The organism is Streptomyces sp. NPDC043896 (assembly GCF_056435605.1).
Window position 1 is genome coordinate 68153 of record NZ_JBWKEE010000020.1, and the last position, 23491, is coordinate 91643.

General features: G+C 68.1%; 21 protein-coding genes. 12 read left to right on the forward strand and 9 right to left on the reverse strand.

Annotation, left to right across the window (positions count from 1 at the left end; genetic code table 11):
- Window positions 1–59 precede the first annotated feature (59 nt).
- Both AC069X_RS26510 and AC069X_RS26515 read left to right on the forward strand, forming a co-directional pair.
- Window positions 60–602 (forward strand): SLATT domain-containing protein, encoded by a 543-nt coding sequence (locus tag AC069X_RS26510; protein ID WP_478732120.1) that lies wholly within the window; start codon window positions 60–62, stop codon window positions 600–602.
- A gap of 2 nt (window positions 603–604) precedes the next feature.
- Window positions 605–1474, forward strand: a complete 870-nt coding sequence (locus AC069X_RS26515; RefSeq protein ID WP_478732121.1) for an SMODS domain-containing nucleotidyltransferase — start codon at window positions 605–607, stop codon at window positions 1472–1474.
- A gap of 85 nt (window positions 1475–1559) precedes the next feature.
- Here the strand turns inward: AC069X_RS26515 and AC069X_RS26520 are convergent, their stop codons facing one another.
- The 7 genes from AC069X_RS26520 to AC069X_RS26550 all read right to left on the reverse strand — a co-directional run bounded on the left by AC069X_RS26520 (window position 1560) and on the right by AC069X_RS26550 (window position 6682).
- A complete protein-coding gene (locus tag AC069X_RS26520; protein ID WP_478732123.1) occupies window positions 1560–2303 on the reverse strand; it encodes a class I SAM-dependent methyltransferase in 744 nt (247 codons plus the stop codon).
- Between the two features lie 20 nt (window positions 2304–2323).
- The gene (locus AC069X_RS26525) at window positions 2324–3718 is read right to left on the reverse strand and encodes a hypothetical protein (RefSeq protein ID WP_478732125.1); all 1395 of its coding nucleotides are present in this window, start codon (window positions 3716–3718) and stop codon (window positions 2324–2326) included.
- On the reverse strand, window positions 3718–4485 hold the full coding sequence (locus AC069X_RS26530) for a hypothetical protein (protein WP_478732127.1): 768 nt from the start codon (window positions 4483–4485) through the stop codon (window positions 3718–3720). Before AC069X_RS26530 ends, AC069X_RS26525 begins: the two co-directional genes overlap by 1 nt.
- Window positions 4486–4522: 37 nt before the next feature.
- Entirely contained in the window at window positions 4523–5107 is a 585-nt protein-coding gene (locus tag AC069X_RS26535) for a hypothetical protein (protein WP_478732129.1), read from the reverse strand.
- A gap of 147 nt (window positions 5108–5254) precedes the next feature.
- Window positions 5255–5554, reverse strand: a complete 300-nt coding sequence (locus AC069X_RS26540; protein WP_404016786.1) for a hypothetical protein — start codon at window positions 5552–5554, stop codon at window positions 5255–5257.
- Window positions 5555–5627: 73 nt separating this feature from the next.
- Window positions 5628–6137 carry a nucleoside-diphosphate kinase gene (locus tag AC069X_RS26545; protein WP_478732131.1) on the reverse strand — a complete coding sequence of 170 codons (510 nt, stop codon included), beginning with the start codon at window positions 6135–6137 and terminating at the stop codon, window positions 5628–5630.
- A 320-nt stretch (window positions 6138–6457) separates the two neighbouring features.
- Window positions 6458–6682 carry a hypothetical protein gene (locus tag AC069X_RS26550; RefSeq protein ID WP_478732133.1) on the reverse strand — a complete coding sequence of 75 codons (225 nt, stop codon included), beginning with the start codon at window positions 6680–6682 and terminating at the stop codon, window positions 6458–6460.
- Between the two features lie 268 nt (window positions 6683–6950).
- Here AC069X_RS26550 and AC069X_RS26555 point away from each other — a divergent pair, with 268 nt between their 5' ends.
- The 9 genes from AC069X_RS26555 to AC069X_RS26595 all read left to right on the forward strand — a co-directional run bounded on the left by AC069X_RS26555 (window position 6951) and on the right by AC069X_RS26595 (window position 19498).
- Window positions 6951–8174, forward strand: a complete 1224-nt coding sequence (locus tag AC069X_RS26555) for a helix-turn-helix domain-containing protein (protein ID WP_478732135.1) — start codon at window positions 6951–6953, stop codon at window positions 8172–8174.
- A 10-nt stretch (window positions 8175–8184) separates the two neighbouring features.
- The gene (locus tag AC069X_RS26560) at window positions 8185–8667 is read left to right on the forward strand and encodes an NUDIX domain-containing protein (RefSeq protein WP_478732137.1); all 483 of its coding nucleotides are present in this window, start codon (window positions 8185–8187) and stop codon (window positions 8665–8667) included.
- Window positions 8668–8872: 205 nt separating this feature from the next.
- Window positions 8873–10393 carry a type I restriction-modification system subunit M gene (locus tag AC069X_RS26565; protein ID WP_478732139.1) on the forward strand — a complete coding sequence of 507 codons (1521 nt, stop codon included), beginning with the start codon at window positions 8873–8875 and terminating at the stop codon, window positions 10391–10393.
- On the forward strand, window positions 10390–11574 hold the full coding sequence (locus tag AC069X_RS26570; RefSeq protein WP_478732141.1) for a restriction endonuclease subunit S: 1185 nt from the start codon (window positions 10390–10392) through the stop codon (window positions 11572–11574). The genes AC069X_RS26565 and AC069X_RS26570 overlap by 4 nt, the downstream gene beginning before the upstream one ends.
- A gap of 86 nt (window positions 11575–11660) precedes the next feature.
- Window positions 11661–15122, forward strand: a complete 3462-nt coding sequence (locus tag AC069X_RS26575; protein ID WP_478732143.1) for a DEAD/DEAH box helicase family protein — start codon at window positions 11661–11663, stop codon at window positions 15120–15122.
- Window positions 15123–15652: 530 nt separating this feature from the next.
- A complete protein-coding gene (locus tag AC069X_RS26580) occupies window positions 15653–16855 on the forward strand; it encodes a serine hydrolase domain-containing protein (RefSeq protein WP_478732145.1) in 1203 nt (400 codons plus the stop codon).
- Between the two features lie 157 nt (window positions 16856–17012).
- Window positions 17013–17549, forward strand: a complete 537-nt coding sequence (locus AC069X_RS26585; RefSeq protein ID WP_478732147.1) for an N-acetyltransferase family protein — start codon at window positions 17013–17015, stop codon at window positions 17547–17549.
- Between the two features lie 86 nt (window positions 17550–17635).
- Window positions 17636–18151 (forward strand): SigE family RNA polymerase sigma factor, encoded by a 516-nt coding sequence (locus AC069X_RS26590; protein ID WP_478732149.1) that lies wholly within the window; start codon window positions 17636–17638, stop codon window positions 18149–18151.
- Between the two features lie 96 nt (window positions 18152–18247).
- A complete protein-coding gene (locus AC069X_RS26595) occupies window positions 18248–19498 on the forward strand; it encodes a hypothetical protein (protein ID WP_478732151.1) in 1251 nt (416 codons plus the stop codon).
- Window positions 19499–19591: 93 nt separating this feature from the next.
- Here the strand turns inward: AC069X_RS26595 and AC069X_RS26600 are convergent, their stop codons facing one another.
- The gene (locus AC069X_RS26600) at window positions 19592–21319 is read right to left on the reverse strand and encodes a bifunctional 3'-5' exonuclease/DNA polymerase (RefSeq protein WP_478732153.1); all 1728 of its coding nucleotides are present in this window, start codon (window positions 21317–21319) and stop codon (window positions 19592–19594) included.
- 726 nt (window positions 21320–22045) lie between these two features.
- Between AC069X_RS26600 and AC069X_RS26605 the strand changes: the two genes are divergently transcribed.
- Window positions 22046–23221, forward strand: a complete 1176-nt coding sequence (locus AC069X_RS26605; RefSeq protein WP_478732155.1) for a DUF2786 domain-containing protein — start codon at window positions 22046–22048, stop codon at window positions 23219–23221.
- A 13-nt stretch (window positions 23222–23234) separates the two neighbouring features.
- Here the strand turns inward: AC069X_RS26605 and tatA are convergent, their stop codons facing one another.
- Window positions 23235–23399, reverse strand: a complete 165-nt coding sequence (gene tatA / locus AC069X_RS26610) for a Sec-independent protein translocase subunit TatA (RefSeq protein WP_478732157.1) — start codon at window positions 23397–23399, stop codon at window positions 23235–23237.
- Window positions 23400–23491 lie beyond the last annotated feature (92 nt).

Sequence of the window (23491 nt, forward strand, 5' to 3'; positions counted from 1 at the left end):
GCCATCGAAAGCTGAAAACGCGGCGTCTCCTGTCACTCCCTACCCGTACTTTTATCGGCATGACAGAACCTGATGGTCCAGCGGAGGCTGCGCGGCGTGGCGCGATCGAGGTCGAGCTGAGGCGGCTCGAAGAGAGCGCGATGTGCAGCGGCCAGATGCAGTTCGAGCTGACCAAGCAGTGGCGCAACGTCAACCTCTGGCTCGGCTTGCCAGCCAGCGTGCTGGCTGCCATCTCCGGCGCCGCCGCGCTCGTCTCCACAGCCGGGAGAGTCCCTGCTGGCATTCTCGCCCTCATCGCGTCTGGCTGTGGCGTCATCCTCACAACCATCAATGCCTCGCATCGGATGAACCAGGCGGCAGCGGCAGGTAACGCCTATTTGGAGATTCAGACCGCAGCTCGCCAGGCCAGAGAGATCGACTTGCCCTACTCGTCCATCGAAGAGGCCCGCCAAGCTCTGGCTGAGCTCACGGCTCGGCGGGATGAACAGAACAAGACCGCCGAGCCCCCGAACCAGCGGGCGTACAAGAGGGCCCAACACCACATCAACACCGGCGGGCAGACCTACGCCGTCGATGAGGCGACCACGACAACGGAGAGGTAGCGATGGCACTTACGGTCTCCCAGGCCTACGACATCTTCCTGGAGCGACTGACGCCGCTTCAAAGTGATCGAGACGCCAAGGCTCGACACCGGCTGAGTGTCGAGACCTCGCTGAAAGGATCCCCCCGATTCGGGGTGCAGCTCTTCCGCGAGACTGGTTCGTTCGGCCATGGAACCGGCGTCAGGAACCACTGCGATGTCGACCTGCTGGTCAGCATGACCGGCAGCCGGCCGGTGTCTGACACCGCGCTGCAGTGGGTGAAGGACGCTTTGAAGGCCAGCTTCCCGGCGACCATCGTTGAGATCCGCCGTCCCACCGTCGTCGTTAGGTTCGCTGGCGGAGCAGAGCAGTGGGAGATCCTTCCCGGGTTCCGTACTTCTCCCCGAGACGAAACGCCTGTCTACGACATCCCAGGACCAGCGGGTGGGTGGATGAGCTCGGCCCCGACAGTGCACCTGGGCTACGTCAACACGGTCAACCAGCAGGTGGGCATCTCTGGCGCCGCAAAGAAGTTGGCCCGGCTCGCCAAGGCCTGGAAGTACACCAATCGGGTGCCGATCTCCTCGTTCTACCTGGAGATGCGCGCCGCCCAGTACATGAAGGCGCAGACGTCTTTCAGCGCCTCTCTCTACCTTTGCGGCTACCTCGAGTGGCTCGACGAGATCCAACTGGCAGACATGAATGACCCCATGGGGAAGGCGAGCCGGTTCTCTGCATGCTCGAGTGCGGCCACGAAAGCAACCGCACTGTCCAACCTCCATACCGCCGCGACGAGGGCCAGGAAGGCCGTCAGCGCCGAGCAAGGTTGGAATACGACGCAGGCGTTCGAGTACCTTGACCTGGTTTTCAACCGCCACTTCCCCCGGCGGTGACTTCCAGGACCGGACCATTGGCTCAGGGCGGACCCCACCCCGCAAGGCTTCCTGTGGCAAGAAGCAAGCGGGGCCAGGAGGACGGCTACTTGGTCGCAACGACGTAGACGCTCGCCCACCGCCGCTTCGGGTTGGCCATGCGCGGGTCGAAGTCCCAGGGCTTGACCGTGGCGAAGCCGGCCTCGGTGAACAGCTGGCTGAGCTTCTCGAAGTCGTACGCCCAGTAGTGCGGGTTGTACGTGGGGTCATCGTCCTGGTCACGGAAGACGTAGTTGATCAGGTCCAGGTAGGTGTTGATGTCCTCGCGGCAGTCCCGCTTGGCGTACCAGCGGGAGATCATTTCCTCGGCCTGCCCGGGGCCAGCCGGGTACTGGCCGAGCACGAAGGCCGCGTCCGGCACCCCGGTGATGAGACGGCCGTCGGTCGCCAGGATGCGGTGGGCCTCGCGGGCGTACTGCTTGGCGGATACCGGGTAGTCGATGTGCTCCAGGAAGTGCTCGGAGAACAGCACCTCCACCGAGTCGTCCTGGAGCGGGATCCCCTCCCGGATGTCCCAGAGCAGGTCGGCGGGCGGCACGGCGTCGATGTTGTAGAAGCCGTCGATGCGGTGGGCTCCACCGCCGACCTGGACCTTCTTCGGTGTGGTGTCGAGCAGTCCCGACGGGAACGCCTTCTGGCTGGCGCGGTGGTAGCGGCTGAGTTCGATCTCCTTGGCCGCGGCGCGGAGGGTGCGCGCCAGGCCGTGGGTGGTGGCCGGGTCGGCGAGGAGGGCGGTGATCTGTTCGCCGAGGAGATCGATGGAGGAGCCGTCCGTACGGTGGGCATTCATCTGCCTTGTGTCCTCTCGCGTCAGGTGGCAGCAGGGGTGGGTAAGGTCCACTGGTTGTTGCGCATGAGCGTGTACTTGATGTCGACCAGGCGCGGGGCGATGGTCAGCGTCAGTTCCTCGGTGGGATGGAGCCGGCCGTTGTCGTCCTGCTCGGCGCGCCAGACGCAGTAGTCGAGATCGGGGTACGCGGGGTTGATACCGATCTCGCCCTTGGGGATCGTGCCGTTGAAGGGCGCGACGATGTCCATGTGGTTCCAGTAGTTCCACGCCTGGAGCGCCTTGTGCTGGTCGAAGTAGAAATAGAAGTCGGGGTACCTGCCGAAGGTGCGCAGCTCGCGGTGGATGAGGTGGCCGAGGAGCGGGCCGAGCTGGGTGGAGAGGCTGTCGAACTCCCAGCGAGTGTGGTGCCAGGCCTCCGGGATCTGGCCAGGCGTGAACAGCCGGGCCGCGACGAGGTGGCTGATCCGTTCGGTGAGGTACGCGCGGGCGTGGGCCGCATCGAGGCCGGGATCGATCCGGGCGAGGAGCGTGTCCAGCTCGTCGGGGGAGGGCCGGAACTTCGCGAGATCGAACTTGCCCGCCATGTGCGGGAAGGACGCGAACAGCATGTCCTTGTAGAGCCAGTTGTCGAACTCGCCGAGCTCGGCCCGTTCCCTGGTCTGCCGCGTGGTGGAGTGCAGCATCAGGTACTCCGCCAGAGCCTCGAAGTACACGTACCCGAGGATCGGCAGCCGGGGGATCGTCTCGTCCAGGAGCCGCAGGAACGTGGCGGGCTGGACGGCGGCGCCCTGGTAGGCGACGGCAGCCGCCAGGGCGAGGAAGGCCGTGGAGTTCTTGATCCTGCTGACGATGGTCTCGCGCAGCTGGTAGCGCTCCGTCTTGGAGAGCAGGTACTCCAGGCGGGAGTAGATCTGGAGGTGGATCGAGCCGAGGCGGAGGTAGTCCACACCGGCCAGCCCGCGGTACGCCTGGGGCGGCAGGTTGATCTCGAAGATCAGCGGAGTCGGCACGCGCTTGGGTGCGTCGGCCTTCGCCACGAACGCCGGTGCTTCCCTGGTGAGCACGTACTCAGCGAGGTTGTGCATCCGGTACCCGTGCTCGGTCGGGGTGAGGGGCGCACAGTAGACGCTGCCGACCAGGCAGCCCCCGGAGGGGTAGAGCGAGCCGTGCTCGCTGATCTGCTCCAGGGCGTGCGTGACGTGGAGCAGATGCAGCTTCCCGTCCCCGCCCAGGGCCCGGAATAGGGCGTTGTCCCGGAGCAGCCGGCCGTTGGGCGTCTCGGCCACGAGCCTGCTCTCCCACCTGGCGGTCTGCTCGGCGAGCGGGTCCTGGCTGTCCACAGGGCTGGGGATGAGGGTCGTGTCGAAGAAGGCGTGGGCGTCGGCCCACTGCTGGTAGGCGTCGACGAAGCCCATCAGCCGGTCAGCTCCAGCTGCTCGAGTCCTGAGAGGACCGCCTCTGCGCTGGCCGCCCCGGCCAGCCAAGCGGTCTCGGACCGGACGATGAGCTCGAAGGCGGTCGTCCGTAAGCCGCGGAAGGCGTCGGACCGGACCTGGGCGGGGTCCGGCCACCAGCTCAGCTTCGGCAGTCGGTAGCGGTCCAGGGCGTCCGCGGCCTTGAGGAGGTCGCAGACGGCCTCGGCGCGGGCGTGATCTGCCTGATCGTCCTCGGAGAAGGCGTCGTACGGCAGGTCATGCAGACGCACGGCCGTCGCGGCAGCCATGATCCGGCTGGGCGTCGCCACGAGCCCGAAGTGGTTCCAGACGGTGTCGGCGTTGTCCGTGAGCCAGATGGCGGCACGCGCCCCGTGGCCCCGGTCATCCTTGTCATGGAGGCGCCGGCAGTCGTGCACGGCGGCGGCCAGGACCAGTGTGGCGGTGTCGTCCTCGCTGAGCTCGGCCGCCTCCGCGAGCAGCGCGGCCAGAGCGGCGGTGCGCATCGCGTGCCGGATCCCGTGGAGGGAGTCCAGGCACCTCTCCTCGGCCAGCCACCCGGCAGGAATGGTCGAGCGGGAAAGGAGCCTCTGCGAGGTCGCTCGCAGCCGGGGAGGCGGGCCATCCGAGAGGACCGGCCTGTTGGCGGCGATCCAGCGGACGGTGGCGGGATCGGTGTACTGGTGGTGCGGTAGCTGCTTGCGTGCAGCCAGCTCGACCAGACTGTCGGCCGGCGAGGTCGTGCTCATCGGGCCCACCCCCTCGGTGGTCTGCGACAGCGGATGCCTAGCTGACGGACGCGGCTTGGGCCGCCTTCTCCTTGCGGGCCTGCTCGGCGGCCTCGAATGCGGCCGTGAACTCGGCGAGCTCCTCCTCGGTCATGAGGTACACGCCCAGCTCGTCGGCCACGGCGCCGATGCGGGCGACGGCCTCGTCCCGCGCGGTGGCGCTGGCCTCGTCGTCGAGCAGCACCTCGAACTCCGCGTGGTGCCCCCAGGCGTCGCTCCACTTCACGGCGATCTCGACACCGCGGAAGCGGAAGTTGTGGCGCTGGTTGAACGCCTGGTGCATGGTGTCCTCGAAGCCGAGGGCGTTGAAGATCCGCACGGCGGCCGGAACGTCCTCGCGGCCGATGGCGAACTCGGTCTCCGGGAAAGCGGCGCCCTGGCCGATCTTGCTGGCCTTGAGGGTGACCTTCGCGGAGCCGGCCGCGATGTTGTCCGTGACCTTCAGCAGCTGTTCGGGCAGCACGTAGAAGTGGATGGTCTTGTCGTCGCAGCCGAGGTCTTCGGCCTCCCGCGTCAGACGTTCGACCAGCTGCTCGTGCGCGTCCTTGTCGAAGCGGGCGCGCATCTCGATCTCGATGGCCACAGTGGCTCCCTTACGGAATTGGGCATGGGTGATCCGCCCGAGCCAGGCGAAGCTGGGCTGGCTCAGTTCAGTGCGGTGTGCGATTGATCAAGCGTCCGGGCGGTGCGGTACGCGGGTGCGTGCCGCACCGCCCGGCGGGGATGAGCGTCAGGTGAGCTCGCCGAAGCGGTCACGCACGACGCCCTCGTGCAGGTAGTTCGGGAGCGGCACGCCACCGACGGACACGCGCTTGGTGGCGACGTGCTCTTCGGTCTCGTCCGGGAAGCCCTCCAGCAGCTGGAGGCACTGCGCCACCCACTCGCGGGACTTCTCCCAGTCACCGGTGTCACGGCTGCGGACGGCGAGCGCGAAGGCGGTCTCGGCCGCGGCCCATCGGTCGGTGGCCAGCTCCTGCTGGAAGATGTTCTCCAGCTCGGCCAGGGAAGCGACGCGGGTCGGGTTGGTCATGACGTCTTCTCTCCTACGTTGGTGCCTGGTGGTGTTCAACGCGTCGACAGCCGATTGGTGACATAGGTCGGGCTCAATAGGTGAAGATCTCCGCGAGGGTGCGGTAGTCGTGCAGCTCGTCCTTGTCGAACCACAGCTCCAGCTCCTGGTCGGCCTCGGCCTTGTTGCCGGAGGCGTGCACCAGGTTCGCGACGGCCTTCCCCGAGGCCGTGCTGGCGCCGCGGCTGTAGTGCGAGAAGTCGCCGCGGATCGTGCCGGCGGGGGCCTCGTTCGGGTACGTGCTGCCGACGATCTTGCGGACGGTGGCGACGGCGTCGAAGCCCTCCAGCACGAGCGCGATGACCGGGCCCTGCTGCATGAACGTGGACGTGAGGTCGTACACGTCGGCGCCGAGCCGCTCCTCCAGGTCGAAGTAGTGGCGCCGGGTGAATTCGGCGTCCATCTGCTTCATCTTGATGCCGACGATCTTCAGCGCCGCGTCCTCGAACCGGGCGATGATCTTTCCGGCGTATCCGCGGACCATCGCGTCGGGCTTGAGGAGGACGAGCGTGCGCTCCACGGTGTTTTCCTGATCCTGGGCCATCGGTTCCCTTTCAGCTTTCAGGCAAGCCATATGACGGGCGCTTGGCGCCTCGCCCGCCCGAGGTTACCGGCGTCGAAACCCCCTTCTGTGCCAGTTAGCTGAGAGATGTAAGGCTTATCGGCCAAGTGGCCGAGACTGTCGTCCGATGAGGGCCCAGTGCAGCTGCTCTAGGCGGAAAACGCACTTCCTGCACGCGTGGATCTCGACCTCGAGGTCGCCCACGGCGATGGACCCGATGACGGTCACCTCGACGTCGAGCCGTTCGCAGCGGAAGCAGCTTCCAGCGGCCCACTCGAACCGCTGCCACAGCTGCTGAGGCTTCACGCGGCCGGCTGGCCGCGGGCTGGCCGGAGGCCGTCGATCCGCGCGGTCCACTCCTTTCCGCCGCCCTCCGGCCGCAGCCAGGCACTCGTGGGCGGCTTCTCGGAGTAGTAAGGCCACGGCTGCACCTCACCTCGACGGCCGGTGCCCGTGTCGATCACCAGCGCGCGGACCGTGAGCCAGTCCGGCAGCGAACTCCAGCCAGCCGCGGCTTCGACGGTCACGGGGCGCTGCGATACGGCCTGGACCGCTCCTGCGGGGTCTTGAGGTGTGGGCTTCACGGCTGTGCCATCTCCGATCTCTCTGCCTGAAGAAGACGGGTGGAACGGACGGGCGTCATTAGCCAAACCCAGTTGATGCAGGACGAGTTGTTCGCATCTCCCAGCGGTGTTCTCGGTCTGCTGCGACAGTAGCCAGGGCTTCCGGCGGCACCCCGGAAAAACCTTCCGGGGTTCACTTCGGCCACGAGGTGATGATCAGGACATGCGAGGTATGACTGAGAACCTGACCATCGGCGAGCGCGTCGCCTGGTATCGGCGTCGGCGCGGCCTGTCCCAAGAGGTGTTGGCCGGCCTTGTCGGCCGTACCACGGACTGGCTGAGCAAAGCGGAGAACAACCGGATCGAGCTCGATCGCCTCTCGGTGATCACCTCACTCGCCGACGCCCTCGACGTCTCCCTTGGAGACCTGCTTGCCGAGCCGGCCCTCATGGAGTGGTCGGCCGACAGCGGTCACCGCACGGTTCCAGCGCTGCGGGAAACGCTCATGGACTACAAGCAGCTTGCCCCTTTACTCGGAGCCGCCAGCGGCGAGGAACCGCCCGCCCTGCCGGACCTTCGAGGCAACGTGGGCGACGTGCTCGATGCCTACCAGGCATCTCGGTACGGCTTCGCCACCCGACGTCTCCCCCTTGTCCTGGCCGATGCCCTCGCCGCGTCCCGCGCCTACTCGAGGCACGAGGCGGAGGAGGCCCACGCCCTGCTCGCTCTCGCCTACCACGGCGCCGCCATGGTGCTGGGCAAGGTCGGAGAGTCCGAGCTGGCATGGATCGCCGCGGATCGCGGTCTGGCAGCAGCGCAGCTCAGCGGCCGCAGTGAAGTTACGGGATCGCTCTTCCGCGCGGTCACGCACTGCCTCCTGGCCACCGGCCGCTTCACAGCTGCGGTCCAGCTGGTGAACGACGCAGCAGCCGTCATGCAGCCCGAGCTCGGCAACGCCAACGACGAGTACCTCTCGGTGTACGGCACGCTGTTCCTCACGGGTGCGATGGCCGCCGCGCGGGGAGAAGACCGGGCGACCACGCAGACCTTCCTCCGCGAGGCGAACGAGGCCGCGCAACGACTCGGCGCCGACGCCAATCACATGTGGACGGCCTTCGGTCCGACCAACGTGGCCATCCACTGCGTGGCCACCGCCGGCGAACTCGGCGACATCCAGATTGCTGCGGACCTGGGCTCACGAATCGACACGACCGCCTTGCCCGTGGAGCGACGCGTACGGCACAGCCTCGAAGTCGCCAGGGCGCTGAGCTCCTGGAACCGCACCGACGAGGCTCTGGCCGTCCTGCTGGACGCTGAACAGGCAGCCCCCGAGCAGGTACGCCACCACTACCTGAGCCGAGAACTGGTCATCGGCTGGATACGCGGCACCCGGGGCCGGCCTGCCCATCCCGTGGCAGACCTGGCCCGCAGACTGGGCATCGTCGCGGGCGGCTAGAGTCCGATCCGTGAGCGAGAACGAGCACGAAGCGAAGATGGCCCGCCCCCGCATGGCAGCCGGCGCTCTCTTCTTCGACGAAGAAGATCGAGTCCTCCTCGTCGAGCCGTCGTACAAGGAGTACCGCGACATCCCCGGGGGCTACGTCGAGGAGGGGGAGTCACCGCGGCAAGCCTGCGTGCGCGAGGTCCAGGAGGAACTCGGCATCGCACCCCGCATCGGCCGCCTTCTCGTCGTGGACTGGGCACCGAACCCGGGAGAGGGGGACAAGGTCCTCTACCTCTTCGACGGCGGCCGCTTGACCGCCGCCGACCGCCAGCAGATCGCCCTACAAGCGGACGAGCTCCGCGGCTACGACTTCCACGACGCTGACCAGGTGCCTGACCTCACCATCCCCCGCCTCGCTCGCCGCATCGTTGCAGGCATCGGCGCTCGAGCGCACGGCCTGACTGCCTACCTGGAACACGGGAAGTCGCTGGAATCGGCTCCCTGACCGTCTACCGGACCGCCTATGGCCTGTGTGACGATCCGCAGGCGTGCCGCAAAGCTCGTTGCTGCCTCCGGTGGTCGGCCTAGTGAGCCGACTGGCGCCTTGGGGGTTGGAAGGCTGGGTGGCCGCAGGGGGGGGGTAACGGTCAGATCGGGTCGAATTTGATCTTGAGGTCCCGGTCAGAGGCAGGCTCCGATAGCCTGCTCTGGTGATTACAGGTGAGCTGAAGAGCAAGATCGACCGACTGTGGGACGCCTTCTGGTCTGGCGGCATCTCCAACCCACTGGAGGTCATCGAACAGATCACCTACCTCATGTTCATCCGGCGCCTCGACATACTGGAACAGGCCAAGGAGAACAAGGCCAACCGTACCGGGCGATCGGTTGAGAATCCGATCTACACGGACGAGACCAAGCTCCTGCGCTGGTCGGTGTTCGTTAATGAGTCCCCCGAGACCATGCTCAGCCGGGTACGTGACAAGGTCTTCCCGTGGTTGCGCGCGCTGGGTGGCGAGGACTCTACCTACGCGCACCACATGAAGGACGCGCGCTTCACAATCACGACCTCGAACCTGCTCACCAAGGCCGTTGACATGATCAACGGCATCGACATGGCCGACCGGGACACCAAGGGCGACCTGTACGAATACATGCTCGGCAAGATCGCCACCGCGGGACAGAATGGCCAGTTCCGTACGCCCCGGCACATCATCCAGCTCATGGTGGAGATGATGGCGCCGCAGCCTGGCGACGAGATCTGTGACCCGGCTTGCGGCACCGCCGGTTTCTTGGTCGCCTCGGCCGAGTACGTTGAGCGTACACACCGTGAAGCGCTGTTCGAGCCGGCCCAACGGCAGCACTTCAACAAGAGCATGTTCCACGGATTTGATTTCGACAGCACCATGCTTCGCATCGGCAGCATGAACATGCTGCTGCACTCGGTCGAGAACCCCGACATTCGCTACCGCGATTCGCTTGCACAGAGCGCGGCAATCGAGGCCGATCGATACTCGCTAATCCTCGCCAATCCTCCCTTCGCGGGCAGTCTAGATTACGACGCGACGGCAGCAGACCTGCAGAAGGTTGTGAAGACCAAGAAGACCGAGCTGCTATTTCTTGCCCTGTTCTTGCGCCTGCTGAAGCCCGGTGGCCGGGCTGCGGTAATCATTCCCGACGGCGTGTTGTCAGGTTCCAGCAAGGCACACAAGGAGCTGCGGAAGCTGCTAGTTGAAGGTCACAAACTGGATGCCGTGGTCAAGTTGCCCGGTGGTGTCTTCAAGCCGTACACGGGCGTCTCAACGGCGATCCTGTTCTTCACCAAGACTAACAGTGGCGGCACGGACAGCGTCTGGTTCTACGAGGTCGCCGCAGACGGTTGGAGCCTGGACGACAAGCGCGCTCCGCTGCTGGGAGAAGAAAAGCTCGGGCCGCTTGTGGGAGATGGCGTGCTGGACAAGGGCGACCACGACAAAAACAACCTGCCCGACGTACTCGCACGCTGGCGACGCCGCAACGGCAGCGAGCAGGAGCGGGCGAGAACAGAGCAGAGTTTCTGCATCCCCAAGGCGGATATCGTTGCGCGGGATTATGACCTGAGCGTCAACCGGTACAAGGAGGTCGTTCACGAGGAAGTTGAGCACCGTGCCCCGGGCGAGATCTTGGACGAGTTGACCAGGATCGAGTCAGATATTCGACAGGGGATGAGCGAACTGAAGAGGATGCTGGGATGAGTCTTCGCTCGATTGGGGAACTGACCGAAAAAGTCACCACGTGGAATCCAGCGCGATCTCCCTCTGCGGACGAATTTACGTACATTGATCTCGGTTCGATTGACCAGTTGACCAAGGAGATTACAGCGGCGCAGCAAGTTTCCCCTGCTGAAGCCCCGAGCCGGGCGCGGCAACTGGTTCAGAGCGGTGATGTGCTGGTCTCCACCGTGCGACCGAATCTTAACGGTGTTGCCCTCGTGTCAAGTGAGTTCGATGGAGCGACAGCTTCTACGGGATTCACGGTTCTGAGGGTGACCGAAGAGCTGGATCCCGCGTACCTGTTTCACTGGGTCCGCTCCCCTTCGTTCGTTTCCGAGATGGCCCGTCAGGCGACAGGGCAGAGCTACCCAGCCGTCTCTGACCGAATTATTAAGGAATCGTTGATCCCGGTCCCTCCGCGAGCCGAACAGTTGCGAATTTCGCGATTGCTGGACCAGGTGGAAACGTTGCGCAGGAAGCGTCGCTGGACTATTGCTCTCCTCGACGATCTGGCTCAGTCCATCTTCTTCGACATGTTCGGAAATATTGTTTCGAATGATCGGCGGTGGCCGATCGGTCGAGTCGCGGACCTTGTTGACAAGTTCACGAGCGGGAAAAGTTTCGCTGCTGCAGAAGTTGATGGCCCAGATTCGCGGTATCGCGTACTAAAGGTTAGCTCTGTCACGTCTGGTCGGTTCGATCCGGCTGAAAGTAAGCCCGTCCCTGTTCATTACAATCCCCCCTTCGCGCACATCGTTCAGGATGGAGATTTGATCTTTAGCCGGGCCAATACGGAGGCGTTGGTCGGGGCTACCGCTCTGGCAGTGAAGCCGCCGAATAATCTTCTCCTGCCCGATAAGCTGTGGCGGTTTGTCTGGCATGCGGATCGCGCCACTCATCCACTCTATGTGAGGCAGCTTTTCTCGCAGGCTGAGTTTCGTCAAGAAGTAGGCCGAAGGGCTTCTGGTACCAGTGGATCGATGAAAAACATCTCGCAGCCTAAGGTCTTGTCTATCGAGTGTGGAATCCCGCCCCTGGAACTCCAGCATCGGTACGGGGAGCGGATTAAGATCCTGGAGAACGCCATGGATGGGCAGCGTGCCCACCTCTCGGAATTGGATGCGCTATTCGCCTCGCTGCAGCATCTCGTCTTCCAAGGGTAAATTGCGGTCGCTAAATTTTGCATTCGGTATCCAAATGGGCGTTGCGTGAATGCCGATCTCTCCTGAGTCAGCGAAAGGTCAACACCGTGAGTAACTTCCAGTTCCTCCAGGCCGAATGGCCTGATCTTCAGCGCGAGGCAGCCCAGGCTGAGCGGCTGGCGTATGCAGACCCGAGGGCTTCTGCGTTCTATGCGCGGCGGGTGCTGGAGCTCGCGGTGGCGTGGCTTTTCGAGGCTGACGACACGCTCACGCTGCCGTATCACAGTGATCTGGCCGCACAGATTGCTGAACCGACGCTGGTGAAGGTGGCAGGCCCTGCAATCCGGACGAAGATGGATGTGATTCGTCGGCAGGGTAATGTCGCCGTGCACCGCAAGGCTCCGGTTGCACCGAGGGATGCGGTGCGTACCGTTGCCGAGCTTTTCCATGTTCTGTACTGGATGGCCCGTACCTACACCCGTGACCAGGCCGTGCTGCCTGCGCCTACGCTTGCGTTTGATACTGCACTGATACCTCGGCCGATTTCAGCAGAGGTACGCATCGCCAAGCAGGCTGAGCTGAAGGCGCAGGCCGAAAAGTACGCCGCGCAGGATGCTGCGCTGGCGGCCGAGCGGAAGAAGAACCAGGACCTCGACGCCGAGATTGCCCAGTTGCGTGCGGAGATTAAGGCGGCCAAGGCTGCGAACGAGGCGCAGCCGGACACTCATGACTACAACGAGGCTGAGACCCGCACCCTGATCATCGACCTCCTTCTCAAGGAGGCCGGCTGGGCGCTGGATCAGCCGAAGGACAGGGAGTACCCGGTCACCGGGTTGCCTACCTCGGCATCGCCTTCTGGTAATGGCAAGGTCGACTACGTCCTGTGGGACGATGACGGGAAGCCGCTGGCCGTCGTCGAGGCCAAGCGGACCACCCGCGATCCGAAGCAGGGCAAGTTCCAAGCGACGCTCTACGCCAAAGCTCTGGAAGAGCAGTTCAACCAGCGTCCGGCCATCTTCTACACCAACGGGTACCGCACCTATCTGTTCGATGACCTCAACTACCCGCCCCGTGAGGTCCAGGGCTTCTACACCAAGGACGAGCTGCGGCTTCTGATCCAGCGCCGGGCCAGCCGTCGTAGCCTTGCCAAGCTGCCGATCAACGAGCAGATCGCCGGCCGCCACTATCAGTCCCGAGCGATCAGACGGATCGCCGACTCCTTCGAGAAGGACTCGCTGCGCCACGCGCTGCTCGTAATGGCGACTGGTTCCGGCAAGACCCGCACCGTGATCGCACTCAGCGACTTGATGATGCGCGCCAACTGGGCCAAGCGCATCCTCTTCCTCGCCGACCGTAAGGCGCTGGTCAAGCAGGCGACCAACGAGTTCAAGAAGCACCTTCCGGGTGCCCCCGTGGTCAACCTGCTGGAGGAGAAGGACCCCAACGCGCGGGTGTTCGTCTCCACCTACCCGACGATGATGAACCTGATCGAACAGACCGACACTGAAGGCCGCCGGCTCTTCGGCCCTGGCTTCTTCGACCTGATCATCATTGACGAGGCACACCGATCGATCTATCAGCGGTATGGGGCGATCTTCGACTATTTCGACGCACTTCTCGTCGGCTTGACAGCGACTCCCAAGGACGAGGTCGACCGGAACACCTACCGGCGCTTCGAACTTGAGGACGGCGTGCCCACCGATGTCTACAGCTTGGACGAGGCTGTGTCCGAGGGCTACCTGGTGGCGCCACGGGCTGTCGATGTGCCGCTGAAGTTCCAGCGCGGTGGCATCAAGTACGACGACTTGTCCGACGAAGACAAGGAGAAGTGGGACGAGACGGAGTGGAACGAGGACGGTGAGATCCCTGACGAGATCACCACGGAGGAGCTGAACAAGTACCTCTTCAACGCCGACACGGTCGATAAGGTCCTGCAGACCCTCATGACGCATGGCCTGAAGATCGACGGCGGGGACAAGCTCGGCAAGACCATCATCTTTGCGGCCAACAACCACCATGCGGAGTTCATCGCCGAGCGGTTCGACAAGAACTACCCGCACCTCAAGGGCGCCTTTGCGCAGGTCATCACCTACCGCAAGGAGTACGCCCAGAGCCTGATCGACGACTTCTCCGACACGTCGAAGCTTCCCCAGATCGCCATCTCAGTGGACATGCTGGACACCGGCATTGACGTTCCGGAAGTCGTCAACCTCGTCTTCTTCAAGTTGGTGCGGTCCAAGACTAAGTTCTGGCAGATGATCGGCCGGGGCACCCGGCTCGCCCCCGACCTTTTCGGTCCCAACCGGAGCAAGGATGGCTTCCTCGTCTTCGACCTCTGCCAGAACATCGAGTTCTTCAACCAGAACCTGATGCGTGCTGAGGGCAAGGTCGCCCCATCGCTGAGCCAGCGGATCTTCGAGCGCCGCGCTGACCTGCTCCTCGCCCTTGGCGAGCCCGCAGACTCCGGCGAGGAGCGAGCCGCCGGGGCCGCAACACGCCCCGAATCGGATGGCACGGTCAGTGAGTCCGGCCTGCGCTGGGACCTGGCCAGCCGGCTGCATGACGAGGTTACGGCGATGAACCCGGACAACTTCCTGGTCCGTCCGCACCGCGAGCAGGTCGAAGCCTTCGCCGACTTCGATGCTTGGCTGGCGTTCACACCTGACGCGCACGGCCGAGCCATTGATCATCTGGCAGGCCTTCCGACGGCATTCCGTGACAAGGATGACACCGGCGAGGAGGCCAAGCGATTCGATCTGCTCGCGCTCCGTCTCCAGCTCGCCACGGTGAACGCAGACCCGGGTTTCACCCGTCTTCGCGACCAAGTGCAGGAGATCGCTTCCGCCTTGCTGGACCAGCTGACGATCCCAGCGATCAAGGCCCAGCAGATCCTGCTCGACGAAGTCGCAGGCGACGAGTGGTGGCAAGACGTGACTCTGCCCTTGCTCGAGACCATGCGGCGGCGCCTGCGCGGGCTTGTCCGGCTGATCGAGAAGACGAAGCGCGGCGTGGTTTACACAGACTTCGAGGACGAGCTGGGCGAGCTGACCGCTGCCTCGCTCAAGGGGATGGAGATCGGTACCGACCTCACCCGCTTCGAGCAGAAGATCCGTATCTACCTCAACACGCATCAGGACCACCTCGCGGTACAGAAGATCCGTCGCAACAAGCAGATCACTGCCCTGGACCTGGCGGAGCTGGAGACAATCTTTGTCGAGGCTGGCATCGGCACCGCGGAAGACATCACCTACATCAAGGACGCCAACGGCGGCCTGGGGTTGTTCCTGCGGTCCCTGACCGGCTTGGAGAGGGAGGCAGCGGCTCTGGCCTTCGATGCCTTCCAGCAGGGTAAGACGTTCACTGCGAACCAGCTCCGCTTCGTCAACGAGCTGATCGACTATCTGGCGCGCAACGGCACGATCGATGTCGACGCACTGTACGAATCGCCGTTCACGGCACTCGCACCGACCGGGCCCGAGGCGATCTTCCCCGAGCACGAGGTGGACGTCATGGTGTCCGTCATCCACTCGATCCGTTTGACCGCCGTCGCTGCAGAAGGCGCGGCCTGATCAACTAGGTACGGAGGAGAAGCGATGCCGCAAGAAGAAATCACCGACGAGTGCCCTGGGACGGGACAGCATGGACACATGGACGAAAACGCTGTGGGTGACGAGTGGTATGTGATCTGCCACGTGTGCGGGGCAAAGTGGGCAGGCGGTAGCACTCTTCTCGTACCTCACCGCGACCGGCGTAAGCGCTGAGGGGTCGGCTGCTGTTTGCGTGAGCGCTGCGTGAGCGGACTGGGTGGCACGAGGGCGGACCAGGCGTCACGATGATCATGGCGACAAGTCTCTGATCAGCGGAAACGGGATTCAGCGACACCGTTCGGGACCGCTCGGGATGATCTTGTGGGGCCTCGTAATGCGTAGGTCTCGGGTTCGAATCCCGAAGGCGGCTCCAACAGGACCCCGGTCCGGACTCAGTCCGGACCGGGGTCTTTTGGTTTGCCGGGCAGGGGGAGCTTTTCCGGCGCGCGCGGGGTGCCGGGGCGGGGCTAGCGTGGGAGGGGAGTGCGGCGGCGCGTGGCAGGAGGCCGGGCATGACGACACGGTGGCGCGGTGCGGTGGTGGGGGCGGCCGCGATCGGGATGGTGGTGGCCCCGGTCGGTGTGGGGGCCGGGTACGCGGCGGCGCCGGCGCACGGCGTGGTCGCCGCGCCCGTGGCCGACGAGTTCCCGCAGCTCACACCCGCCGTGGCGGCGCGGCTGGACGAGGCGGTCCGCGCGGTGCTGGAGGAGGCCGGGGTGCCGGGCGTGGTCGTCGCCCTCTCCGCTCCCGGCAAGGGCGAGTACGTACGTTCCTTCGGGATCGCCGACAAGGCGACCGGCGCGCCGATGGGCACCGACGTGTACCAGCGGATCGGGAGTGTGACGAAGACCTTCACCGTCACCGCCCTGCTCCAGCTGGTCGACGCGGGCAGGGTCGGCCTGGACGACCCCATCGGGAAGTACGTCGACGGGGTGCCGAACGGCGACCGGATCACCCTGCGCGAGCTCGCCGGGATGCGCAGCGGGCTCTACAACTACTCCGAGGACGACGGGTTCTTCAAGGCCCTGACGGCCGACCCCCGGCGGCCCTTCACCCCGCAGGAGCTGCTCTCGTACTCCTTCCGCCATCCGGTGCTGTTCGAGCCTGGCGCCGAGTTCGACTACTGCAACACCAACCTCATCCTGCTGGGGCTGGTGGTGGAGAAGGTTTCCGGTATTCCGCTCGCCCGGTACGTCAACGAGCGGGTGTCCAAGCCCGCGGGGCTGCACCACACGCTCTTCCCGACCGGTGCGGAGTTCCCCAGCCCGCACGCGCAGGGCTACACCGACCAGACGGCCTCCGGGAAGACCGAGGACGCCACCGGCTGGAACCCCTCCTGGGGCTGGGCGGCCGGAGCGATGATCTCCGACCTGCCCGACCTGCGGAGCTGGGCGAAGACCCTGGCCACCGGCACCCTGCTGACCCCCGCCACCCAGGCCCAGCGGCTGAAGGTGGTCGACGCGCTGCCGGGCACCGGCTACGGCCTGGGGATCTTCGACGTGCAGGGCTGGATCGGGCACAACGGTTCGCTGCCGGGCTACCAGGACCTGGTCGTCTACCTGCCGCAGGCGCAGGCGACCCTGGTGGTCATGCTGAACACGGACGTCGCCCACGAGGGCAACGAACCCAGCACGATGTTCGGCGAGGCGATCACGAAGACCGTCACCCCGCGGCACGTCTTCTCACTGCCCGCCCAGCCCGTCACCGGCAGCTGAGAGCGAGCCGGGCCCGTCGAGGCGTCCTTCACGGGGACCGGTGCGCCAGGACGTCCGCCAGGACGGCGGGATCTTCTTTCTGGACAACCTCGGCGGCACCGGCCCGTGTTCCCCGCGCACAATGGATCACTCGCACGAGTGGACCAAGGAGTTGCGCATGTTCGGTCAGGCAGTGAGCAAGGACGGCGACGGCACGGGCGTCACGGTCACGGACGGGGCCTCCGGCGTCGTGGTCCGCGTGGCGGGGGAGGCGGACCTCGACACGGCCGCGGAACTCTTCCGCGGCTACCTCGACTTCTACGAGGTGACGGTCGAGGACGCGGCCGCCCCCCGGGCGTTCCTCGCGGACCGCGTCGCCAAGGGGGAGTCGCTGGTGCTGCTCGCCGACGCGCCCGGCGTCGCCGGCACCGTCGGCTTCGCCCAGGTCTACCAGGCCTTCTCCTCCCTCACCCTGCGGACGGCGTGGATCCTCAACGACCTGTACGTCGCCCCGGCCGGCCGCCGTACCGGCGCGGGCCGGGCGCTGCTGCGCGAGGTGCTGCGCCGGGCGCGGGAAGCCGGGGTGGCGGGGGTGCAGCTGGAGACCGCGTACGACAACCACGTCGCGCAGGGGCTGTACGAGTCCGAGGGCTTCGTGCGCGAGGAGTTCCACGTGTACTTCCACGACCTCGGTGCCTCCGGCGGCCACGGCTGAGGACGCCCGGACGTCCGAAAACCGAGGTGAAACATTTCCCGGGGCACGTCGCGTCGATGGGGTGAGACGGACGCGAGGGGGAGTGCATGCGGCAGGGTCGCAGAGACGGGTTCCGCGAATTCGCGGCGGGCCGGTCGGGTCATCTGTACCGGTCGGCCTGTCTGCTGGCGAGCGGGGACACCCACCTCGCCGAGGACCTCGTACAGGAGACCCTGGGGCGGATGTACCTGCTCTGGGGCCGGATCTCGCGCATCGACAATCCGGCCGCGTACGCGCAGACGGTGCTGGTACGGGTCTTCCTGACCCACCAGCGCCGCCGGTCGGCGGGGGAGCGCCCGGTCGGGGAGTTCCCCGACGGCGGGCACGCGGCGGCGGGCGCCGGTGATCCGGCGCTGCGCCTCACGCTGCTGGAGGCGCTGGGGCGGCTGGCGCCCAAGGACCGGGCGGTGCTGGTGCTGCGGTACTGGGAGGACCGCAGCGTCGAGGAGACCGCCGAGGCGATGAAGGTCAGCTCGGCGGCCGTGCGGACCCGCGCCTCCCGTGCGCTGTCCCGGCTGCGGGGACAACTGGGCGGCAGTCTGGCCGAGTTCGTGGGCCACTGAGGCTCCGGCGCAGCTCTCCCCTCCGCCCTGTCCCTCTCTCCGCCAACCAAGTGGAAGGTCTGGTTCCCCATGCCCCCCATGCCCCCTACGTCCCCCATGCCCTTTGAAGACGAGCTCGGCGAAGCCCTCCGCAGCGCGGGTTCCGCCTTCACGCCCGACCCGCAGGCCCTGGTGGACGCGGGCGAGCGGCGCGGGCGCCGGCTGGTGGCCCGCCGCCGGGCCGCCGTGGCCGGCGGATCGGTGCTGGCCCTGGCCCTGGTCGGGACGGCCGGAGCCTGGACCGGCGGCCTGATCGGGGGCGGCGGGGGCGAGGTCGCGTCGGCGCCCGCCCTGCCCAGCCGGGGGCCGGCCCGGCCGCAGGAGGGCGGCCCGCAGGAACGGGCCGGCACCGGGGCGGTCACCGCGCAGCAGATGACCGAGATCCTGAAGTCGCTGATGCCGGCCGGGCAGTTCACCCCCGCCGAGAGCCGCGGCAGCGACGACCAGGGTCCCATGGCGACGGGGCTCTTCGACGACGGCAAGGGCCAGGGCCGGGTGGGCATCCTGCTCACCCGGATCGACCCGGCCGGCGCGATGGCCAAGGAGATGACCACCTGCCCCGACCGCAAGAACGTCGCCTTCGACTCCTGCAAGGAGGAGGTGCTGCCCGACGGCTCCCGGCTGCTGCTGATCCAGACCCACGACTACGACGATTCCCGCAAGTCGGTGAAGGACTGGCGGGCCACCCTCGCCACCCCGCAGGGCTACCTCCTCGACGCCCAGGAGCACAACGCCGCCCAGAGCAAGAAGAGCCGCGTCACCCGTCCCGAACCGCCGCTGACCATGGACCGGATGAAGGCCCTGGTGCTCTCCGACAAGTGGCGGCCGGCGCTGGAGGACCTGCCGCCCGCCCCGCCGGAGAACACCGGCCCGAAGGCCGGCGGCCCCAAGGACGCCGAGCTCGACGCCGAGAGGTACCTGCACCGCCTGGTGCTGGCCCACGAGAAGCCCGTCGCCGACAAGGGCGGCGACGGCGGCTACGGCTGGGTGGTCGTCGACGACGGCAAGGGGCGCTCCCTGGTCGAGCTCAGGATCCAGCGGGTCACGGACAGTACGGGCTTCCCCGCCGACGCCACCGCGCAGTCCGGCGGGGTCCGGGCCAAGGTGTCGCAGGGGCCCGCCGACGCCCAGGGCGTCGTCCGCTGGTCGGTGGACACGCTGCGCCCCAACGGGGTGCGGCTGACGGTCTCGGCGTACAACGCGCCGAAGCAGTCGGGTCCGGCGAGCCGTACGGCGCCCGCCGTCACCCTGGAGCAGCTGAAGCAGATCGCGCTGAGCGACCACTGGAAGGACGTGTGGGGCCGGTGACCCGGTGATTCGGCGGCCCGGCGGCCCGGCGGCCCGGCGGCCCGGTGGCCCGGTGGCGGGGCCGGCCGTCGGCGGGGCCGGCCGCCGCCCCGGTCATTTGGCGTCGGCGTAGCACTCCACGACCGCTGTGGTGAACGGGAACCGCACCGGGGTGTCCCCGAAGGTGATCCGCCCCGCCCGGTCGCCGGCGGCGCGGATCGCCTCGACGACGGCCTCCGCCTCCTCCGCCGGGCAGTGCACGATCACCTCGTCGTGCTGGAAGAACACCAGCTCGGCCCGCATCCCGGCGGTGGCCTGGCGCAGCGCCGCCAGCATCAGCAGGGCCCAGTCGGCCGCGCTGCCCTGCACGACGAAGTTGCGGGTGAACCGGCCCCGGGCGCGGGTGTTCGTGGAGGCGTAGCTCGGCGTCCACCCCGAGTCCTCGGGGCCGGCCCGCTCCGGCTCCTGCGGGATCCCGGCCTCGTCCGCCTCGGCGGCGCCCGCCGGCGGCGGGCAGGTGCGGCCCAGCCAGGTCCGTACGAGCCGCCCCTCCTCGCCCGCCCGGGCGGCGTCGTCCACGTAGGCGACGGCGCGGGGGAAGCGGCGGCGCAGCGCGGCCAGGTTCTTCAGGCCGTCGCCGGAGGTCTGTCCGTAGACGGCGCCGAGGACGGCGATCTTGGCCTTGTCCCGGTCGCCGGAGAAGCCCTGGCGGGAGACGGCCGTGTAGAGGTCCTCCGTACGGCCGGCCACCTCCATGAAGGCGGGGTCGCGGGAGATCGCGGCGAGGACGCGGGGCTCCATCTGGTCGGCGTCGGCGACGACGAGCCGCCAGCCGGGATCGGCGACGACCGCCCGGCGGATCACCTTGGGGATCTGCAGGGCCCCGCCGCCGTTGGTGACCCAGCGGCCGGTGAGGGTGCCGCCGGGGATGAACTCGGGGCGGAAGCGGCCGTCGCGGACCCAGTCCGCGAGCCAGGACCAGCCGTGGGCGGTGTAGATCCGGTACAGCTTCTTGTGTTCGAGGAGCGGCGCGACGGCCGGGTGGTCGATCTCCTCGATCGTCCAGCGGCGGGTCGAGGTGAGCTTGATCCCGGCCCCGGCGAAGGCCCTGATGACGTCGGCGGGCAGCTCGGGGCGCACACGGCGGCCGAAGGCGGCGGAGATCCGGTCGGTGAGCTCGGCGAGGCGGCGCGGCTCGCCGCCGCCGGCGTAGCGCTCCCCGAGCAGCTCGGTCAGCAGGGCACGGTGCACGTCCGCCCGCCAGGGCAGGCCCGCGTGGTGCATCTCGGCGGCGATGAGGAACGCGGCCGACTCCGACGCGATGAGCAGGCGCATCCGGTCGGGGTGGGCGGTGGCCGCCGTCCGGCGGACCTGGTCGGCGTACACGGCGAGGAGGGCGTCGAGGGGGAGGTGCGCGGTGGGCCGGGGGTCGACGTCGAAGAGGGAGTCCTGCGCGGCGGCGCGGGCGGGCTCGGCGGCGCGCTGCGGGGGGTCCGGGGGGACGGGGGCGTCGTTGAGCCGCGCCCAGGCGGCCGCCGCCGACCGGGGTTCGCCGGAGCGGCCCTCGTGGGCGAGGAGCAGCAGCTCGGCGTCCTCGATGTCGTAGCAGCGTTCGACGCGGGTGCCGGAGGCGAGGAGGCGGGGGTAGACGGCGGCGGTCGACCGCCAGATCCAGCGGGTGCCGGGGGGTGCGCGGTGGATCGCTTCCGCGGGGGTGGCGGTGGTGGTGACGGGGCGGGGGCCGTGCGGGTGCGGGTGCGGGTGCGGGTGCAGGGGCGTGGCGTGCCATTGGCCGTCGGCGGTTTCGGCGAGGGCCCAGGGGGTGGTGGGGTGGTCGCTCACGAGTGCGAGTGTCCCACCGGGGTCTGACACGGCCCTGGCCGGGCGCGCGGCGCGGGGCCTGCGGGTTTCGGTGCCGTACGCGGGCCCGGTGCGGGGTGCCGTGGCGGCGGGGCGGGGTGTGCGGCTGCGCGGGGTGGTCCCCTACCCGCCCTTCGCCCGTTCCCCGGGGCTCCGCCCCGGACCCCCTCGGGGCGCTGCCCCCGGGCCCCCCGGGGTGTGCCGTGGAGGCGGTGTGGGGTGCTGCGGTGGCGGGGCGGGGGGTGCCGCTGCGCGGGGCGGTCCCCTACCCGCCCTTCGCCCGTTCCCCGGGGCTGCGCCCCGGACCCCCTCGGGGGCTCCGCCCCCGGACTCCCGGGGTGCTGCGCCCCCGGCCCCCCAGCTCCGCCCCGGACCCCTTCGGGGCTCCGCCCCGGACCCCCTCGGGGCGCTGCCCCCGGGCCCCAGGGGTGCTGCGCCCCCGGCCCCCGGACCCCCGGGGTGCTCCGCCCCCGACCCCCCGGGCTCCGCCCCGGACCCCCGGGCTCCGCCCCGGACCCCCGGGCTCCGCCCCGGTCCCCCCGGGCTCCGCCCCGGACCCCCGGGCTCCGCCCCGGTCCCCCCGGGCTCCGCCCCCGGGACCCCGGACCCCGCGTCGCGTCCGCCGTCGGCCGGGCCGGGCGTGCGGCGTCGGGGAGGGGGTGGGTGGGCGTGGGGGAGGGGGGTGGTGGGGCGTGTAAAGCTGAAGGGGTGAGTCAGTGTGCCGAGATCGTCGACCGGGCCTTCGCGGCCGCCCTCTACGCCCAGGACGACGCCGGGCTCGATACCGGGGCCTCCCTGCTCGCCGCCGACGGCGCGGTGTGGGGCGGGGTCGGGCGGGAGCTGCTCGCGCGCGGGGAGGCGTACGCCCGGCAGGCCTGGGAGCGGGGCTGGCGGCCCGCCGACGTGCTGCGGCTGGTGCGGCGGGACCTGGACGCCGTCCACGTGGGCCTCGCCGGTGACGTGATCGCCGCCGAGGCCCGGCGGTACGCGCGGCTGCCGGAGCGGTGGGGTGCGCCCGAGGTGTGGTGGCCGGCGGACGAGGAGTACGCGGACCGGCTCGCGCGCCGCGAGCGGACGGACCGGTTCACCCTGGCGACCGCCTTCCTGGAGCTGTACCGGCTGCTGGTCCGGCTGCCTTCCGTCGAGCCCGTCGGCCCGGTGCCCGGGGACCCCGCCGGGGACGCCCTGGAGCACGCGCACATCGAGCCGCGCATGCTCGGACGGATCCGGGCGCTGCTGGCGAAGGCCGAGGCGACCACCTACCCGGAGGAGGCCGAGGCGCTCAGCGCCAAGGCGCAGGAGCTGATGGCCCGGCACACGGTGGACGAGGCGCTGCTCGCGGTGCGCGGCGGCGGTCCGGCGCAGGTGCCCGGCGCGTGCCGGATCGGGGTCGAGCCGCCGTACGAGGAGGCGAAGGCGGTGCTGCTGGACGCGGTGGCCACCGCCAACCGCTGCCGGGCGGTGTGGAACGGCGCCTTCGAGTTCTCGACCGTCGTCGGGTTCGAGAGCGATCTGGAGGCGGTGGAACTGCTCTACACCTCGCTGCTCGTGCAGGGCACGGCGGCGATGACCCGGGCGGAGGCCGCCCAGCGGGCCGGCGGACGCAAGCGGACCAAGACCTTCCGGCAGTCCTTCCTGCTCGCCTACGCCAGCCGCCTCGGGCGGCGCCTCGCCGAGACCGCCGAGCACACGGCCACCGAGGCCCCCGATCACCTCCCCGCCCTGGTGGCCCGGGACGTGGCGGTCGGCGCGCGGGCCGACGAGATGTTCCCCCGCACCACGACGACCCGGCTGCGCGGGGCCACCGACCACGCGGGCTGGGAGGACGGCACGGCCGCCGCCGAAGCCGCCCACGTCGGCGGACGGCGCCCCGCCCTGCCGTAGGGGCCCTCCTCCGTCACGGCGTGTCCTCCGCGCGCATGGCCCGGGCCTCCGACTTCAGGATCCGGGCCGACCGGCCCAGCGAGCGGGCCACGTCAGGCAGTCTCTTCGAGCCGAAGACCAGCAGGGCGACCGCCAGGACGATGATCACGTGCCAGGGTTCCAGGCCGTTGCGGAGCACGGGTGCCCACCTCTCGGTTGACGAAGACTCATGACGATGACTCATGACGATGACGGTCGCTCGACGGAGCGAGCGCCCATCGAACAGGGCCG

Bases quoted from the DNA above. Each gene is read 5' to 3' on its own strand.
- AC069X_RS26510 (WP_478732120.1), top strand. From the start codon at position 60: ATGACAGAACCTGATGGTCCAGCGGAGGCTGCGCGGCGTGGCGCGATC.
- AC069X_RS26515 (WP_478732121.1), top strand. From the start codon at position 605: ATGGCACTTACGGTCTCCCAGGCCTACGACATCTTCCTGGAGCGACTG.
- AC069X_RS26520 (WP_478732123.1), bottom strand. From the start codon at position 2,303: ATGAATGCCCACCGTACGGACGGCTCCTCCATCGATCTCCTCGGCGAA.
- AC069X_RS26525 (WP_478732125.1), bottom strand. From the start codon at position 3,718: ATGGGCTTCGTCGACGCCTACCAGCAGTGGGCCGACGCCCACGCCTTC.
- AC069X_RS26530 (WP_478732127.1), bottom strand. From the start codon at position 4,485: ATGAGCACGACCTCGCCGGCCGACAGTCTGGTCGAGCTGGCTGCACGC.
- AC069X_RS26540 (WP_404016786.1), bottom strand. From the start codon at position 5,554: ATGACCAACCCGACCCGCGTCGCTTCCCTGGCCGAGCTGGAGAACATC.
- AC069X_RS26545 (WP_478732131.1), bottom strand. From the start codon at position 6,137: ATGGCCCAGGATCAGGAAAACACCGTGGAGCGCACGCTCGTCCTCCTC.
- AC069X_RS26555 (WP_478732135.1), top strand. From the start codon at position 6,951: ATGACTGAGAACCTGACCATCGGCGAGCGCGTCGCCTGGTATCGGCGT.
- AC069X_RS26570 (WP_478732141.1), top strand. From the start codon at position 10,390: ATGAGTCTTCGCTCGATTGGGGAACTGACCGAAAAAGTCACCACGTGG.
- AC069X_RS26580 (WP_478732145.1), top strand. From the start codon at position 15,653: ATGACGACACGGTGGCGCGGTGCGGTGGTGGGGGCGGCCGCGATCGGG.
- AC069X_RS26585 (WP_478732147.1), top strand. From the start codon at position 17,013: ATGTTCGGTCAGGCAGTGAGCAAGGACGGCGACGGCACGGGCGTCACG.
- AC069X_RS26590 (WP_478732149.1), top strand. From the start codon at position 17,636: ATGCGGCAGGGTCGCAGAGACGGGTTCCGCGAATTCGCGGCGGGCCGG.
- AC069X_RS26595 (WP_478732151.1), top strand. From the start codon at position 18,248: ATGCCCTTTGAAGACGAGCTCGGCGAAGCCCTCCGCAGCGCGGGTTCC.